The following is a 16,263-nucleotide window of genomic DNA, read 5'->3' as shown; positions in this document are numbered from 1 at the left end:
CGGATCGCGCCTCGGACCCCTTCGAGCCGCCCCCCGATATCCCGCACGTCATGTCTCCGTAACCATCGATTCAGACGGTCTTGCGACGCTCAGCCAATGAACCCCGCCGTGCCAGAGCCTTCGCCGCCCCCCGAGGGGATCGCGAAAAACGGGACCGTGAAGCTCCCTCCCGCACGTTCCGACGCGCCTGTCTCGCCCTTGGCGCGGAAGAATGGGTTCATGAGTCAGCAAGACACCCAGGCAGAGGTCCAGCACGTCCAGCCCTCCGTGGGCTCCATCGCCGCGCACCGGCCGCACACCGTGGCCGCGGCGGTCTCCGACCTCGAACCCGACATCGATGCCGACCTCGACGAGTACGAGGAGGCGCCGGGTGAGGGGGCACCGCTGCCGCAGGGTCGTTTCCTCGACCGGGAGCGAAGCTGGCTCGCGTTCAACGAGCGCGTACTGGAACTGGCCGAGGACCCGAACACGCCCCTGCTGGAGCGCGCCAATTTCCTGGCGATCTTCGCCAGCAACCTGGACGAGTTCTTCATGGTCCGGGTGGCCGGTCTGAAGCGCCGTATCGCGACGGGCGTCGCCACCCGCTCGGCCTCCGGCCTCCAGCCGCGCGAGGTCCTGGAGATGATCTGGGCCCGCTCCCGCGAGCTGATGGCCCGGCACGCCGCCTGCTACCACGAGGACGTCGCCCCCGCGCTCGCGGAGGAAGGCATCCACCTGGTCCGCTGGAACGAGCTGACCGAGAAGGAGCAGGCGCGCCTCTTCACGCTCTTCCGGCACCAGATCTTCCCGGTCCTCACCCCGCTGGCCGTGGACCCCGCGCACCCGTTCCCGTACATCTCCGGCCTGTCCCTGAACCTGGCCGTCGTCGTACGCAACCCGGTCAGCGGCCACAAGCACTTCGCCCGGGTGAAGGTGCCGCCGCTGCTGTCCCGCTTCCTGGAGGCCGCGCCCGGCCGGTACGTCCCGCTGGAGGACGTCATCGCCGCGCACCTGGAGGAGCTGTTCCCGGGCATGGAGGTGGTGGAGCACCACGCCTTCCGGCTGACCAGGAACGAGGACCTGGAGGTCGAGGAGGACGACGCCGAGAACCTGCTCCAGGCCCTGGAGAAGGAACTCATGCGGCGTCGCTTCGGGCCGCCGGTGCGCCTGGAGGTCGAGGAGTCCATCGACCGCGAGGTGCTCGACCTGCTGGTGCGCGAGCTGAAGATCAGCGAGGCCGAGGTGTACCCGCTGCCGGGTCCCCTGGACCTCACCGGTCTCTTCCGCATCGCCGGCATCGACCGCCCCGAGCTGAAGTACCCGAAGTTCATCGCGGGCACCCACCGCGACCTCGCCGAGGTCGAGTCGGCGTCCGCGCCCGACATCTTCGCGGCCCTGCGCAGCCGGGACGTCCTGCTGCACCACCCGTACGACTCCTTCTCGACGTCCGTGCAGGCCTTCGTGGAGCAGGCGGCCGAGGACCCGGACGTCCTCGCGATCAAGCAGACCCTGTACCGGACCTCCGGCGACTCCCCGATAGTCAACGCGCTCATCGACGCCGCCGAGGCCGGCAAGCAGGTCCTCGTCCTGGTCGAGATCAAGGCCCGCTTCGACGAGCACGCCAACATCAAGTGGGCGAAGCGTCTGGAGGAGGCCGGCTGCCACGTCGTGTACGGCCTGGTCGGCCTGAAGACGCACTGCAAGCTGTCCCTGGTGGTCCGCCAGGAGGGCGAGACGCTGCGGCGCTACAGCCATGTCGGCACGGGCAACTACCACCCGAAGACGGCCCGCCTGTACGAGGACCTCGGCCTGCTCACCGCCGACCCCCAGGTCGGCGCCGACCTCTCCGACCTCTTCAACCGCCTCTCCGGCTACTCCCGCCGCGAGACGTACCGCCGGCTCCTGGTCGCCCCCAAGTCCCTGCGGGACGGCCTGGTCGCGCGGATCAACAAGGAGATCCAGCACCACCGCGCGGGCCGCCCGGCCTTCGTCCGCATCAAGGTCAACTCGATCGTCGACGAGGCGCTCATCGACGCCTGCTACCGGGCGTCCCAGGCGGGTGTGCCGGTCGACATCTGGGTGCGGGGCATCTGCGCCGTCCGTCCGGGCGTCGCGGGCCTGTCGGAGAACGTCCGGGTCCGCTCGATCCTCGGCCGGTTCCTCGAACACTCCCGGGTGTTCGCCTTCGGCAACGGCGGCGAGCCCGAGGTGTGGATCGGCAGCGCCGACATGATGCACCGCAACCTCGACCGCCGGATAGAGGCCCTGGTCCGGGTCACCGACCCCGGCCATCGGGCGGCCCTGAACCGGCTGCTCGACACGGGCATGTCCGACGCCACCGCCTCCTGGCACCTCGGCCCCGACGGCGAGTGGACCCGGCACGCGACCGACGCGGACGGACAGCCCCTGCGCAACGTTCAGGAGATGCTCATAGACGCCCGGAGGCGCCGGCGTGGCAACGCAACACCTTGACCCGACGGACCCGACGGCCTCGGAGGTGACCGGGAACGCCCTCGCGGGCTACCTGCGCTCCCAGGCCACGGAGTTCCTCCGCGCGCTGCGCCTGCACCGGGAGAACGGCAGTGCGGCGAACGGCGCGGCGGAGTCCGTCGACGCGGCCCGGGCCCTGCGCCGCTCGGCCCGCCGCATCAGCGGGAGCCTGCACACGTTCCGCCCCCTCCTCGACACCGACTGGTCGGAGGAGATGCGCCCGGAACTGGCCTGGCTGTCGGGCACGCTGGGCCTTGAGCACGCGTACGAGTCCCGCCTGGAGCGGCTGCTGCTGGCGCTGCACCGGCTGTCGGGTTCCACGTCACTGCCCGCACAGGCCGTGATCACCGACCTGGCTGCGGGCGGTCGTCCGGCAAGCCCGACGCCCACACCGGAGCGCGGCAACCTCACCGTAGGCGCGGCGAAAGCGGGCGCATTGCTCGAACGACAGCTGACCCTGGCCCGGACCCGAGCCCACTCCACCGCCCTCCAGGCCCTGGGATCCAGCCGCTTCCACGCCGTCGCCGACAAGGTCGCCGTACTCGCCAGCGAGGTCCCTCTCACCCCCACCGCCCCCACCACCGACCTGCGCCCCCTCGCGGCCGCCGCCGAGGAGCGCCTCACAGACGCCATCGCCGCCCTCCCGCTGCTCACCGCGGGCCACCCCTACAACGCGGAGGCCCTGGTCCACGGCCTGTCCCCGGACCCGTCCCCGCACCCCCAGGACGGCCCCTGGCACCAGGTCCGCCTGCTGCTGCGCCTGCACCGCTACGCCCGCGAGGTGCTGTACGCGGGCAGCGCCCCCATGGACGTACGCCTGCTGGCGGCGGGCCAGGCCCTGAACCGGCACCGGGACGCCTCGGAGGCGGCGGCCGCGGCCGCGCAGGCGGCCCGTACGCCCCGCATCGCGCCGGCCACGGCGTACGCGCTCGGCGTGCTCCACGCCGACCAGCGGCACGAGGTGGAGGCGGCCAGGTTCGCCTTCCAGCAGGCGTGGCAGAAAGAGACGGTCAACGCACCCTGAACCCTCCCGAGGAGGCGGTGTGAACGACACCATGGTCCAGGCAGCCGGATGCGTCCTGTGGCGCCGCTCGCCGGTCGACGGCGAGCTGGAGGTCTGCCTGGTCCACCGGCCGAAGTACGACGACTGGTCCCACCCGAAGGGCAAGCTCAAGCGGGGCGAGGACCCGCTCGCGGGCGCCCTGCGCGAGGTCGTGGAGGAGACGGGCTACACGGCGGAGCCCGGTACCGAGCTGCCGACCCTGCACTATCTGGCCAACGGCCGCCCCAAGCAGGTGCGTTACTGGGCGGCCGAGGCCGTCTCCGGCCGGTTCACCCCGAACAACGAGGTGGACCGGATCCTGTGGCTCTCCCCCACCGCGGCCCGGGGCCGGCTGACCCAGCCGCGCGACCGCGACCTCGTGGACACCCTCGTCCGGGAATTCGAACACATGTAGCGGAAGGGTTAATGCCACAGGAATGAACACCTGTGGCCCTTCTGTGTGACTGCCGAGCCTGTTGGGATGGGTGTGCACCACCTGGCACTGAACGTCCAACCAGACGCATTCACAGGGGAGTTGCCAGCACGATGCACATGAAGAAGAGCGCCGCGCTCATCGTGGCCGCAGCCGCCATCGCCACCGGCGCGAGTGTCGCCCCGGCCGTCGCCCAGAACGACGGCCGCTGCACCACCAGCGTCAGCTCGAACCTGTTCGGCGAGCTGTGTCTCTACTACAACTCCGGTCTCTCCGGCTCGCACGCCGACTTCAACGTGCCGACCCGTGACCACGCCGGCTACGTCTTCTCGTCCTCCGGCTCCGGCCAGGGCCAGCCGGTGAAGAACAACGCGGCCTCGGCCACCAACCTCGACCCCGACTGCACCGCGAGCATCTACTACAACAGCGGCTGGAGCGGCCCGGCCGACTACATCCCGGCCAAGTCGTCGGTCTCCCGCCTGAACAACACCTACAACAACAACGCCTCCAACCACTGGGAATGCCCGTGAGCCTGCGGCCGCGGGGGCGAGCCATCGTCCCCGCGGCCGCGGCCGCCCTCCTGCTCGCGGCCTGCGGCACCTCCGCGGACCCCGCACCACCCGAGCGGCCCCGCACCACCGCCCAGCCGGTCCGGCTGCCCGAGCCGCTGCTCGAACGCCCCGTCGACACGGCCAGGTTGTCGCCCCTCGAACTGGCCGCCGTCGGCCGCGCCGAACTCATCGAGCGCGCCGCCTGCATGCGCCGCTACGGCTTCGACGACCGGGTGCGCTTCACCCGCAGCCTCTACGCGACCCTCCCGGACCGCTCCTACGGCGTGATGACCGAGGAGGAAGCCCGCCGCCACGGCTACCACATGGCCCCGGACGTCGACCCGCGCGTGCCCGCGAACCAGAAGAAGCAGACCGACCTGGTGACCTCCCGGCCGCCGAGGACGGCCGCGGACCGCCGGGTCCGCGCCCTCGTGCTCTACGGCACCGCGTCCGACACCCTCACCGAGGCGGACGCCCGGCGCGCCGACGGCCCCCAGCCGCTGCGCGAGGCCAAGGTCATCGGCACCTACAAGGACCGCCCGGTCCGCGAGGGCGGCTGCGCCGAGGAGGCCCGCACCCGGATCGTCGGAGACGGCGGCAGCGAACGCAACCCGGTCGCCATGCGCATCTACCTCAACGGCTTCGCACAGGCCCAGAAGGACCCGGAGGTGCGCAGGGCCGTCAAGGCCTGGTCGTCCTGCATGGCCCGCAAGGGCTACGCGTACGACTCCCCGCTGGACGCCGGCACCGACCTCCCGACCGCCCGCGGGCCCGCCCCCGACGCCCGCGAGAAGACCGTCGCCCGCGCCGACATGGCCTGCAAGCACACCACCCGCCTGATCGAGGTCTGGTCGGCCGCCGAGGCCCGCCATGAACGACGCGCCATGGCCGGGGAGAAGTCCGCGCTCGCGGCGGAGACGGCACGCAAGAAGCGCATGCTGGAGCGTGCGCTGAAGGTCCTCGCCACCACCGAAGACGCGGCCTCCTGAACCTCGTCACCGGCGGACCGGACTCGTCACAGGGCCGTCGCGTGGCCCTCCGCGTCCGTTCTGGCCTGGCTGCGCGCCCGGCGGGCCGGGCCGCGCCAGCCGCAGGTGCAGCGGGCCACACAGAAACGGCCCTGCTCGGTCGTCGAAGTGAAATGCTCCTGCCCCTGCCGGACTCGCTCCGGCCCGTCCTGCTGCGCCACGGTGACAACGTTACCGACACCGCGGTTAAAGCGTTTGTATGCCCTATCCCAGCGTTCGGCAGTGCGTGACGGCACTCCCTACTCGTCGTTAACCGGAACAACAGGGGGCCCGTGACGGACGTACCGGCTGGGGGTAGGCAGGCGATGGATCGGCGGCAGCGAAGGCGGGCGGGCAGGACGGTCGTCGCGGTGGGGATCATGGCCGCGCTCGGGGCGGGTGCCACGGGGTGTTCCGGCCGCGGGGCCGCGGCCGAGGGCGTGAACGGCGCGGGCGGCGACCCCGTGACCACCCTGCTGCGCGCCGCCGACACCCTGCGCGGCGCGGGCAGTTCCAAGGCCACCACGTCCATGGAGATGGCGACCGGCGGCACCCGGGTCACCATCCGCGGCAGGGGCGTCTACGACTACCGGCGCCGGCTCGGACAGCTGACCGTCGTGCTGCCGGAGGACCCCGCGGGCACCTCCGAGCACCGGCCCATCACCGAACTCCTCGCCCCCGGCGCCCTGTTCATGAAGAACCGGGGCGCGGGGGTGCCCGCCGACAAGTGGGTGCGGGTGGAGACCGCGAGCCTGTCCGACGGCAACCTCGTCACCGGCGGCGCGACGGACCCGTACGCCGCCGCCGAGGTGCTGCGCGGGACGCGTACGGCGACGTACGTGGGGCGGACGGAGGTCGGCGGCACGCGGGTGCGGCACTACCGGGGGACGGCCGATCTGTCCCATGCGTCGAGGCGCGCCTCGGCCGATGACCGGGCGTCCCTGGCAGCGGCGGCGAAAGGGTTCGCCACGGCCGAGGTTCCGTTCGACGCCTACCTGGACGACGAGGGCCGCATCCGCAAGCTGCGCCAGCACTTCAGCTTCGTCAACGGCCGGGAGAAGACCGCCGTGGCGGTCGCCTCGACGACCCTGCTGTACGACTTCGGCACCCCGGTCGACGTGCACCTGCCGAGCCCGAAGGACATCTACGCGGGCCGTATCGCCGAGAGCGAGGCCGAAAACCGATCGGCGCACTAGTCAGGGACGCCACCCGCGAACTAGCCCGTCCGTGCCATGCGCGGTGTGTAGACCGCTCCCTACTCTAGGAAGTCGGTGACGGTTGAGAAGAGGTGATGCACGTGGCTCCGGTCGGCGGTACGGCAGTTCAGGACCACGTGGCCCTCGCCGAGATCGAGCTGTGCGGAGAGCTGATCATCGCCGCCTCGGCCGCCGAGGACCGGCTCAGCCTGGAGAGCATCGACGAGGTCCTGCGGGTGGCCGAGGAGCGGGAATCCGCCGATTTTGATCGGCTGTGATCGGCTGCGTCAGGTGCGCAGGAGCCGGCCGATCGCCTTCGTGGCCTCGTCCACCTTCGCGTCGATCTCGTCGCCGCCCTTGAGGGCCGCGTCCGCGACGCAGTGCCGCAGGTGCTCCTCCAGCAGCTGCAGGGCGAAGGACTGCAGGGCCTTGGTGGAGGCGGACACCTGGGTGAGTATGTCGATGCAGTAGGTGTCCTCGTCGACCATGCGCTGCAGACCGCGGATCTGGCCCTCGATCCGGCGCAGTCGCTTGAGGTGCTCGTCCTTCTGCTTGTGGTAACCGTGCGTGGCGCCGGCCTCGGTCGTCGTCATCGCGGGCCTCCATCTCGGGACGAACGGCGGATATATACCCCTGGTGGGTATATGGTAACGAATTTTGCTGGGTAAAGGGCCCTTGGTACGCCCCTGTGCTGATCACTGTGCCCGATGGGCGACACTGGGGGACGACCCGATAGCCGTGGCCGGATGTTGCGCCTAGCATCAGCCTGACCGAAACCGAAGCACCCCGAGGACCACACGTGCGCTTTCGTCTGACCCCCAGGGAGACGAGCTTCTACGACATGTTCGCCGCATCCGCGGACAACATCGTCACCGGCTCGAAACTCCTGATGGAACTGCTCGGGGCGGACGCGTCTGCCCGGGCCGAGATCGCAGAGCGTATGCGGGCCGCGGAACACGCAGGTGACGATGCCACGCACGCGATCTTCCACCAGCTGAACTCCTCGTTCATCACGCCCTTCGACCGCGAGGACATCTACTCTCTCGCCGGGTCCCTGGACGACATCATGGACTTCATGGAGGAGGCCGTCGACCTGGTCGTCCTCTACAACGTCGAGGAGCTGCCGAAGGGCGTCGAGCAGCAGATCGAGGTGCTGGCGCGCGCGGCCGAACTGACGGCCGAGGCGATGCCCAACCTCCGCACGATGGACAACCTCACCGAGTACTGGATCGAGGTCAACCGCCTCGAGAACCAGGCCGACCAGATCCACCGCAAGCTGCTCGCGCACCTCTTCAACGGCAAGTACGACGCCATCGAGGTGCTCAAGCTCAAGCAGATCGTGGACGTCCTGGAAGAGGCGGCGGACGCGTTCGAGCACGTGGCGAACACGGTGGAGACCATCGCCGTCAAGGAGTCCTGAGGCGTCGATGGACACCTTCGCCCTGGTCGTGACCATCGCGGTCGCGCTCTTCTTCACGTACACGAACGGTTTCCACGACTCCGCGAACGCGATCGCGACGTCGGTGTCGACGCGGGCGCTGACCCCGCGGGCGGCTCTCGCCATGGCCGCCGTCATGAACCTCGCGGGTGCCTTCCTGGGCTCCGGGGTCGCCAAGACCGTCAGCGAGGGCCTGATCGAGACGCCCAAGGGCTCGACGGGCATGGGCATCCTCTTCGCCGCCCTCACCGGCGCGATCGTCTGGAACCTCCTCACCTGGTACTTCGGCCTGCCCTCCTCTTCCTCCCACGCCCTCTTCGGCGGTCTGGTGGGGGCGGCGCTGGCGGGCGGCACGGAGGTGCTCTGGAACGGCGTCCTCGACAAGGTCGTCATCCCGATGTTCGTCTCGCCGGTCGTCGGCCTGCTCGTCGGCTACCTGGTCATGACGGCGATCCTGTGGCTGTTCCGCAAGTCCAACCCGCACAAGGCCAAGCGCGGCTTCCGCATAGCGCAGACCGTCTCCGCGGCCGGCATGGCCCTCGGTCATGGTCTCCAGGACGCCCAGAAGACCATGGGTGTGGTGGTCATGGCACTGGTGATTTCCGGCCATGAGACGTACGGCGACCCGATCCCGGTCTGGGTGAAGATCGTCTGCGCGCTGATGCTGTCGCTGGGCACGTACGCGGGCGGCTGGCGAATCATGCGGACGCTCGGCCGCAAGATCATCGAACTCGACCCACCGCAGGGTTTCGCCGCCGAGACCACCGGCGCGTCGATCATGTTCACCACGGCGTACCTCTTCAAGGCGCCGATCTCGACCACGCACGTCATCACGTCCGCGATCATGGGCGTCGGCGCGACGAAGCGCGTGAACGCCGTCCGCTGGGGCGTGGCCAAGAACATCGTCATGGGCTGGTTCATCACGATGCCGGCAGCGGCCCTGGTAGCAGCCCTGGCCTTCGGCCTCCTCAAGCTGACGATCCTGTAGCCCGGGTACCAGCTCGCCCACCACACCCACCTGTCTCGGTCAGCCGAAAAGCCGGCCAAGGGGGGTGGGTGTTCGCGTTCGCTTTCCAGCCGACCGAGACGGGTGGGCGGGTGGGAAACGGGGGGCCAGGGGCGGAGCCCCGGCGGGGTTGGGGGCGGAGCCCCCGGATCGCTGCCGAGGCAAACGCAGTGGGCCCGCCCCCGGGAGCCAGGGGCGGGCCCTCTTGCATCCTCGCGGTGGCACCGCCATGCAGCACCGCGAGGGGATCAGGGAGGCTCAGCCGAAGCGGCCCGAGATGTAGTCCTCCGTAGCCTGGACCGAGGGGTTCGAGAAGATCCGCTCGGTGTCGTCGATCTCGATCAGCCGGCCCGGCTGCCCGACCGCGGCCAGGTTGAAGAACGCCGTACGGTCCGAGACACGCGCGGCCTGCTGCATGTTGTGCGTCACGATGACGATCGTGAACCGCTCCTTCAGCTCACCGATCAGGTCCTCGATGGCGAGCGTGGAGATCGGGTCCAGGGCCGAGCAGGGCTCGTCCATGAGCAGCACCTTCGGCTCGACCGCGATCGCCCGCGCGATGCACAGCCGCTGCTGCTGACCACCCGAGAGGCCAGAGCCCGGCTTGTTCAGGCGGTCCTTCACCTCGTTCCAGAGGTTCGCGCCCTTGAGGGACTTCTCGACGATGTCGTTCAGCTGGGCCTTCTTGTAGCTGCCGTTCAGCCGCAGGCCCGCCGCCACGTTCTCGAAGATGGACATCGTCGGGAACGGGTTCGGGCGCTGGAAGACCATGCCGACCTCGCGGCGCACGGACACCGGGTCGACGCCGGCGCCGTACAGGTCCTCGTCGTCGAGGAGCACCTTGCCCTCGACGCGCCCACCGGGCGTGACCTCGTGCATACGGTTCAGGGTGCGCAGGAACGTCGACTTGCCGCAGCCGGAGGGGCCGATGAACGCCGTCACCGAGCGGGGCTCGACGGTCATCGAGATGTCTTCGATCGCCTTGTGGGAGCCGTAGTAGGCGGTGAGTCCGCTTACGTCGATTCGCTTGGCCATTGTCTACTTCACTTCCAGATAAGTCTTGGTCAGTCGCCGATTGGCCGCAGTCAGCGACCGGCCTTGGGGGCCTTCCAGCGGGCGATGCCGCGAGCCACCAGGTTCAGGATCATCACGAAGGCGATCAGCGTCAGGGACGCCGCCCACGCACGGTCGTACGCCGCGTTGGCTCCCGCGCTCTGCGAGTACTGCTGATAGATGTACAGCGGAAGCGACGCCTGCGCACCCTCGAACGGGTTGTTGTTGATGAACGGGTTGCCGAACACCAGCAGGAGCACCGGCGCGGTCTCGCCCGCGATACGGGCGATGGCCAGCATGATGCCCGTGGTGATACCGCCGATGGAGGTCGGCAGGACCACCTTCAGGATGGTCCGCCACTTCGGCACACCGAGCGCCAGCGAGGCCTCGCGCAGCTCGTTCGGGACGAGCTTGAGCATCTCCTCGGTGGAGCGGACGACGACCGGCATCATCAGGATGGCCAGGGCCAGCGAACCGGCGAAGCCGAACGGCTGCATCTTGAAGATGAGCATCAGGCTGAGGATGAACAGACCCGCGACGATCGACGGGATGCCCGTCATGACGTCGACGAAGAAGGTGACCGCGGAGGCCAGGCGACCACGCCCGTACTCCACCAGGTAGATCGCGGTCATCACGCCGATCGGGGCGCCGATCAGGGTGGCGAGGCCGACCTGCTCCAGGCTGCCGATGATGGCGTGGTAGATGCCGCCGCCCGGCTCGGAGTCGGCGACGACACCCATGGAGTGGGTGAGGAAGTAGACGTTGAGGACCTTCACGCCGCGCGAGATGGTCACCCAGACCAGGGAGACCAGCGGGATGAGGGCGACCAGGAAGGCGACCCAGACGAGGGAGGTCGCGACGCGGTCCTTGGCCTGACGGCGGCCCTCCACGCGGGCGGCGATGCCGTAGGTGCCGAGGACGAAGAGGATCGCGGCGATCAGACCCCACTGGATCTTGCTGTGCAGATCGGCGGCGGCGCTGATGCCGATGCCCAGGGCGAGCGAGCCCGCGGCGATGGCGTACGGCGTCCACTTCGGGAGGCTGGCGGCCCGCAGCGTGCTGGGGCGCTTGTCGGTGACAAGTGCGTTGCTCATGCGTTGGCCCCCGAGTACTCCTTGCGGCGGGCGATGATCGCACGGGCCGCGCCGTTGACCAGCAGGGTGATGACGAAGAGCACCAGACCGGAGGCGATCAGCGCGTCCCGGCCCTGCTCGGTGGCCTCACCGAACTTGCTGGCGATGTTCTGGGCGAAGGTGCCGCCGCCCGGGTCGAGCAGGCTGGCCTGGATGTCGTAGCTCGGGGAGAGCACGGTGGCCACGGCCATGGTCTCGCCGAGGGCGCGGCCGAGGCCGAGCATCGAGGCGGAGATCACGCCCGAGCGGCCGAAGGGCAGCACCGACATGCGGACGACTTCCCAGCGGGTGGCGCCGAGGGCCAGGGCGGCCTCCTCGTGCATCCGCGGAACCTGGCGGAAGACCTCGCGGCTCACGTTGGTGATGATCGGCAGGATCATGATCGCCAGCAGGATGCCGACGGTGAGCATGGCGCGGGGGGCGCCGCCGTCCCAGGAGAAGATGCCGGTCCAGCCGAGGTAGTCGTTCAGCCAGCCGTACAGGCCCTGCATGTGCGGGACGAGGATCAGGGCGCCCCAGAGGCCGTAGACGATGGACGGCACCGCGGCGAGCAGGTCGATCACGTAGGCGATCGGACCGCTCAGCTTGCGCGGGGCGTAGTGCGTGAGGAACAGCGCGATCGCGACGGCGACCGGGACCGCGAGGGCCATGGCGATGATCGAGGAGACGACCGTGCCGAAGGCCAGCACCGCGATGCCGAAGCTCGGCGGGGTGAGGTTGGTGTTCCACTCGAAGGTGGTCAGGAAGTTCCCGTGGTCCTTGCTGATCGCGAGCGAGGCGCGGTAGGTGAGGAAGACCGCGATGGCGGCCATGATCACCAGCAGCAGGATGCCGGAGCCGCGGGACAGGCCGAGGAAGATGCGGTCGCCGGGGCGGGTCGCGCCGCGGGCGTTGCCCTTCAGCTGGGCCACGGACGGCTCGGGCGTGGGGGGAGATGCGTCAGTTGTCTGGGTCGATATGTCCATCGGGGATTCTCCGGTCTGCGGAGCCGCGGGGTGGGCGGCTCGGTGGAGCCGCTCCCCTTGCGGGTCATGGCTCCGGGCGGCGGTGCACCGGACGGTGCGGCCCGGGTCGGTGAGGAACCGGGCCGCACTCTCGGATCAGGTCAGCTCAGGCCGGCGATGGTGGTGCGGACCTTGGCGATGATCTCGTCGGGGATCGGCGCGTAGTCGTTCTCCGACAGAACCTTCTGACCGTCCTCGCTGGCGATGTAGGTCAGGAAGGCCTTGGTGGCGGGCAGGGTGTCCGCCTTGTTGCCCTTGTCACAGACGATCTCGTACGTGACCAGGGTCATCGGGTAGGCACCCTCGGCCTTGGTCTTGTAGTCGAGCTGCAGCGACAGGTCGTTGCCGGTACCGACGACCTTGGCGGCCGCGATGTCGGCGGTGGCGGACTCGGTCGAGGGCTTCACCGGGGTCTTGGCGCCGGTGTTGATCGCGACGGTGTTGATGTCCTTGGCGTAGGACAGCTCGAAGTAGCCGATCGCGCCGGAGTTCTGCTTGACGCCCTGGGCCACACCGGCGGAGCCGGAGGCCGCCTGGCCGCCCTTGGCCTGCCAGGCCTTGCCGCCGGAGTACTTCCAGTTGTCCGGGGTGGTGGCGATCAGGTACTTGGTGAAGTTGTCCGTGGTACCGGAGTCCTCGGAGCGGTGGAACGCCTGGATCTTCAGGTCGGGAAGCTTCGCCGAGGGGTTCAGCTTCTGGATCGCCTTGTCGTTCCAGTTCTTGATCTCGCTGTTGAAGATCTTGGCGATCGTCGGGGCGTCCAGGACCAGGTTGTCGACACCCGGGACGTTGTAACCGAGGGCGATCGGGCCGCCGACCATCGGGAGGTCGATGCCCTGGCCGCCGGAGCAGACCTTCTTGGAGGCGGTGACCTCTTCGGGCTTCAGAGCGGAGTCCGAACCGGCGAACGCGATCTGGCCCTGGTTGAAGGAGGTGACACCGGCACCGGAACCGGCACCCTTGTAGTTGATCTGCACGCCACAGGCCTGCGAGAAGTTCTTGACCCAGGCGTCGATGGCGTTCTTCTGCGCGGAGGAGCCGTCGGCGAGAAGCTGGCCCTTGGCGTTGTCGCACTTGATGGAGCCCGCGGCAGCCGAGCTCGACGGCTTGCCCGTCGCGGTGCTGTTGCCGTTGTCGTCCGAGCCGCACGCCGACAGGGCCAGGGCGCCGGAGACGGCGAGAGCACCGAGAGAGAGGGCGCGCAGCCGGTTCTTGCGCTGAAGCATCACTTTCGGAAGTTCCTTCCAGGAGCCGCCGCAGGCAGTCGGCGGCGTGCGAGGTAGTGCGTGCGCGAGCGCATTGCTGAACCGCCCCCGCACCGGGTAGGGCCGAAATTAGGCAGATCAGGTGAAGCCGCCGATGGCCATAAATGAACGGAGGGTGAACCCCTGCCGTCGGTGCGGTGAGGTCACGGAATGCTTACGGGGAGGGCACACCTCGGTCCCGACCGGCGGGTTACGCGCACACGTATTCGAGACTCGTTCCCCTGTCGGCGGGAACCCTTGTGCGCATGGCGTCGTCTCGTTCCAGGAGAGCCGAGGAAAGGCGACGAACATGGAACGGCGTACGTTCATCTCGGGCGGCGCGGCCGCCCTGGCGGCGACCGCGCTGGCCGGGTGCAGTACTGGCCCGGACACCTCCGCCAGGTCCTCGGCGCACACACAGTCATCCTCAGGTACGGCGCTGAAGACCACCAGTCAGGCCGCCGCCGCGAACTGGGCCGCCCTCGCCCGCGACCTGGACGGACCCCTGGTGCGCCCCGGGGACGCGACCTGGAAGACGGCCCACCAGCTGTACAACACCCGCTTCGACGGCCTGAAGCCGGCCGCCGTCGCCTACGTCGCCCACGCCGACGACATCCGGACGACCCTGGCGTACGCCCAGTCCCACCAGATACGGGTGTCGATACGCAACGGCGGCCACTCCTACGCCGGCTACTCCTCGGGCGACAACCGGCTGATCCTCGACGTGTCCAAGCTGAACCGGGTCCGCGTGAGCGGCGGGACGGCGGTGGTCGGCGCCGGCTCCAAGCTGATCGACGTCTACCGGGCGCTGGGCGCGAAGGGCGTGACCATACCCGCGGGCTCCTGCCCCACGGTCGGCGTCTCCGGCCTGGTCCTCGGCGGCGGCCACGGGGTCGCCTCCCGCGCCTACGGCCTGACCTGCGACAGCCTCACCCAGGCGACGGTGATCACGGCGGACGGCACTCAGGTCACCGCGAACGCCACCTCCCACTCCGACCTCTTCTGGGCGCTGCGCGGCGCGGGCAACGGCAACTTCGGCGTCGTCACCGAGCTGCAGTTCAAGACCCACGCGGCACCGCAGGCGGTGACCGCGTACATGACCTGGTCCTGGTCCAAGGCGGCCGCGGTGATCAAGGCCTGGCAGGAGTGGGGGCCGTCCCAGCCGGACGAGATCTGGTCCTCCCTCCACCTGTCGAACACCCCGGGTGGCACCCCGACCATCTCCGTGGCCTGCTTCTCCCTCGGCACCTACGGCGAACTCCAGAACGCGGTCGACCAGCTCGCGCACAAGGCCGGTGCCAACGCCCGGTCCGTGTCCCTGCGCCGCCGTGGCTACGAGGAGGCGATGGAGATCTACGCCGGCTGCTCCTCCTTCTCCACCGACGCCCAGTGCCACCTCCCGGGCTCCACCCCCGGCCGCTCCCCCCAGGGCCGCCTGGGCCGGGAGACCTACGCGGCCCGCTCCGACTTCTTCGACCGCTCCCTGTCCGCGGCGGGCATCCAGACCCTGCTGAAGCAGATCGGCTCCGTCCGGGGCGGCGGGGGCAGCATCGCCTTCACGGCCCTCGGCGGCGCGGTCAACCGTGTCAGCCCCACGGCGACGGCCTTCGTCCACCGCCGCTCCCGCATGCTGGCCCAGTACATAGCCTCGTGGGGCTCCGGCTCCGCCGGCAGCACGGCCCAGTCCTGGCTCACCTCGGCCCACAACGCGATGAAGCCGTACGCCTCCGGCGCGGCGTACCAGAACTACACCGACCCGACGCTGACGAACTGGCGCAAGGCGTACTACGGCGACGCGGTGACCCGCCTGGGCAAGGTGAAGAAGCAGTACGACCCGGAGAGGTTCTTCTCTTACGCGCAGGGGTTGTAGGAGGGCGTAGGGATGACTGCCCGCCTAGCTGCGGGCAGTCGTACCGGGCTACGCGGCCAGGTCCTTCTCCTCGGACTCCACCGGCCGACGCGAACCGGGCACCAGCGCATCTCCCTGAGCCCCGCTCGTCGACCGGCCCCGCACGATCCACCCCGCCCGCCGCGACCGCTCCACCGCCTTCATCAGCGGGGTCAGCAGGGCCATGGCCAGAGGCGACAGCAGCAGCACGACCGCCGTGCCGAGCGCGAAGCCCCCGACCACGTCCGTCGGATAGTGCACGCCCATGTACACCCGGCAGAACCCCTCCAGCAACGCCAGCCCGATGCCCACGAGGCCGAAGCGGCGGTTGGCGACGAAGAGCCCCACCCCCAGCGCCATGGTGATCGTCGCGTGGTCGCTGACGAAGGAGAAGTCGGTCTTGCCGGTGACGAGGACGTCCAGGTCGTGGTGGTCGACGAAGGGGCGGGGGCGCTCGACGAAGCCCCGGATCGGCACGTTCACCAGCACCGCGACACCGGCCGCGAGCGGCGCCCACACCAGCGCGGCGACGGTGGACGCGGCGTCCTCCTCGGCCCGGCGGCGCACCGACCACCAACACCACAGCACCAGCAGCACCATGGCCAGAAGCAGCCCGTACTCACCCACGAACTCCATGACCCGGTCGAACCAGTGCGGCGCGTCCTTGGCCAGGCCGTTGATGTCGTAGAGCAGGTCGACGTCGGGGTTCGATCCGGATTCGGCGAGTACAGCCATCGTGCTGCGGCCCCTTCGTCGTCTTCCCGGACGCACCTCGTGTGCGTCGCTCCAGCCCCCCGTG

General features: G+C 69.6%; 17 protein-coding genes. 10 read left to right on the top strand and 7 right to left on the bottom strand.

Going from position 1 to position 16,263, the window contains the following annotated elements; translation table 11 throughout:
• Positions 1-96: 96 nt before the first annotated feature.
• The 5 genes from BEK98_RS14945 (at position 97) to BEK98_RS14925 (ending at position 5,484) form a co-directional block, all read left to right on the top strand.
• A complete protein-coding gene (locus BEK98_RS14945; protein ID WP_094217001.1) occupies positions 97-2,451 on the top strand; it encodes an RNA degradosome polyphosphate kinase in 2,355 nt (784 codons plus the stop codon).
• The gene (locus BEK98_RS14940; protein ID WP_094217000.1) at positions 2,432-3,493 is read left to right on the top strand and encodes a CHAD domain-containing protein; all 1,062 of its coding nucleotides are present in this window, start codon (positions 2,432-2,434) and stop codon (positions 3,491-3,493) included. The genes BEK98_RS14945 and BEK98_RS14940 overlap by 20 nt, the downstream gene beginning before the upstream one ends.
• Before the next feature lie 31 nt (positions 3,494-3,524).
• On the top strand, positions 3,525-3,926 hold the full coding sequence (locus BEK98_RS14935; RefSeq protein WP_208643125.1) for an NUDIX hydrolase: 402 nt from the start codon (positions 3,525-3,527) through the stop codon (positions 3,924-3,926).
• A 131-nt stretch (positions 3,927-4,057) separates the two neighbouring features.
• Entirely contained in the window at positions 4,058-4,474 is a 417-nt protein-coding gene (locus tag BEK98_RS14930) for a peptidase inhibitor family I36 protein (protein ID WP_094216998.1), read from the top strand.
• Positions 4,471-5,484, top strand: coding sequence for a hypothetical protein (locus BEK98_RS14925; RefSeq protein ID WP_094216997.1), 1,014 nt, complete (start codon positions 4,471-4,473; stop codon positions 5,482-5,484). Before BEK98_RS14930 ends, BEK98_RS14925 begins: the two co-directional genes overlap by 4 nt.
• 26 nt (positions 5,485-5,510) lie before the next feature.
• Here BEK98_RS14925 and BEK98_RS48985 read toward each other — a convergent pair whose 3' ends face one another.
• Positions 5,511-5,684: a hypothetical protein gene (locus BEK98_RS48985; protein WP_167444168.1), complete on the bottom strand. Its 174-nt coding sequence runs from the start codon at positions 5,682-5,684 to the stop codon at positions 5,511-5,513.
• 144 nt (positions 5,685-5,828) lie between these two features.
• Between BEK98_RS48985 and BEK98_RS14920 the strand changes: the two genes are divergently transcribed.
• Positions 5,829-6,698 carry an SCO4651 family lipoprotein gene (locus BEK98_RS14920; protein ID WP_094216996.1) on the top strand — a complete coding sequence of 290 codons (870 nt, stop codon included), beginning with the start codon at positions 5,829-5,831 and terminating at the stop codon, positions 6,696-6,698.
• 95 nt (positions 6,699-6,793) lie between these two features.
• The gene (locus BEK98_RS14915) at positions 6,794-6,976 is read left to right on the top strand and encodes a hypothetical protein (protein WP_094216995.1); all 183 of its coding nucleotides are present in this window, start codon (positions 6,794-6,796) and stop codon (positions 6,974-6,976) included.
• A gap of 9 nt (positions 6,977-6,985) precedes the next feature.
• On the opposite strand, the gene BEK98_RS14910 is transcribed toward BEK98_RS14915, so the two are convergent.
• On the bottom strand, positions 6,986-7,291 hold the full coding sequence (locus BEK98_RS14910) for a metal-sensitive transcriptional regulator (protein ID WP_020940900.1): 306 nt from the start codon (positions 7,289-7,291) through the stop codon (positions 6,986-6,988).
• Positions 7,292-7,497: 206 nt separating this feature from the next.
• On the opposite strand from BEK98_RS14910, the gene BEK98_RS14905 reads away from it, so the two are divergent.
• Both BEK98_RS14905 and BEK98_RS14900 read left to right on the top strand, forming a co-directional pair.
• On the top strand, positions 7,498-8,118 hold the full coding sequence (locus tag BEK98_RS14905) for a DUF47 domain-containing protein (protein ID WP_094216994.1): 621 nt from the start codon (positions 7,498-7,500) through the stop codon (positions 8,116-8,118).
• A 7-nt stretch (positions 8,119-8,125) separates the two neighbouring features.
• On the top strand, positions 8,126-9,124 hold the full coding sequence (locus tag BEK98_RS14900; RefSeq protein WP_094216993.1) for an inorganic phosphate transporter: 999 nt from the start codon (positions 8,126-8,128) through the stop codon (positions 9,122-9,124).
• A gap of 276 nt (positions 9,125-9,400) precedes the next feature.
• On the opposite strand, the gene pstB is transcribed toward BEK98_RS14900, so the two are convergent.
• The 4 genes from pstB to pstS all read right to left on the bottom strand — a co-directional run bounded on the left by pstB (position 9,401) and on the right by pstS (position 13,561).
• Positions 9,401-10,177, bottom strand: a complete 777-nt coding sequence (pstB, locus tag BEK98_RS14895; protein WP_094216992.1) for a phosphate ABC transporter ATP-binding protein PstB — start codon at positions 10,175-10,177, stop codon at positions 9,401-9,403.
• Positions 10,178-10,227: 50 nt separating this feature from the next.
• A complete protein-coding gene (gene pstA, locus BEK98_RS14890; RefSeq protein ID WP_094216991.1) occupies positions 10,228-11,289 on the bottom strand; it encodes a phosphate ABC transporter permease PstA in 1,062 nt (353 codons plus the stop codon).
• The gene (gene pstC / locus BEK98_RS14885; RefSeq protein ID WP_094216990.1) at positions 11,286-12,293 is read right to left on the bottom strand and encodes a phosphate ABC transporter permease subunit PstC; all 1,008 of its coding nucleotides are present in this window, start codon (positions 12,291-12,293) and stop codon (positions 11,286-11,288) included. The genes pstA and pstC overlap by 4 nt, the downstream gene beginning before the upstream one ends.
• 140 nt (positions 12,294-12,433) lie before the next feature.
• On the bottom strand, positions 12,434-13,561 hold the full coding sequence (pstS, locus tag BEK98_RS14880) for a phosphate ABC transporter substrate-binding protein PstS (RefSeq protein WP_094216989.1): 1,128 nt from the start codon (positions 13,559-13,561) through the stop codon (positions 12,434-12,436).
• Between the two features lie 325 nt (positions 13,562-13,886).
• Here pstS and BEK98_RS14875 point away from each other — a divergent pair, with 325 nt between their 5' ends.
• Positions 13,887-15,446, top strand: a complete 1,560-nt coding sequence (locus tag BEK98_RS14875) for an FAD-binding oxidoreductase (RefSeq protein ID WP_094216988.1) — start codon at positions 13,887-13,889, stop codon at positions 15,444-15,446.
• 48 nt (positions 15,447-15,494) lie between these two features.
• On the opposite strand, the gene BEK98_RS14870 is transcribed toward BEK98_RS14875, so the two are convergent.
• Positions 15,495-16,199, bottom strand: coding sequence for a phosphatase PAP2 family protein (locus tag BEK98_RS14870; protein WP_094216987.1), 705 nt, complete (start codon positions 16,197-16,199; stop codon positions 15,495-15,497).
• Positions 16,200-16,263 lie beyond the last annotated feature (64 nt).

Source organism: Streptomyces diastatochromogenes (assembly GCF_002242805.1).
Taxonomy (GTDB): Bacteria; Actinomycetota; Actinomycetes; order Streptomycetales; family Streptomycetaceae; genus Streptomyces; species Streptomyces diastatochromogenes.
Note: the sequence above shows the minus strand (reverse complement) of the source record. Positions and strands in the feature narration are given on the sequence as shown.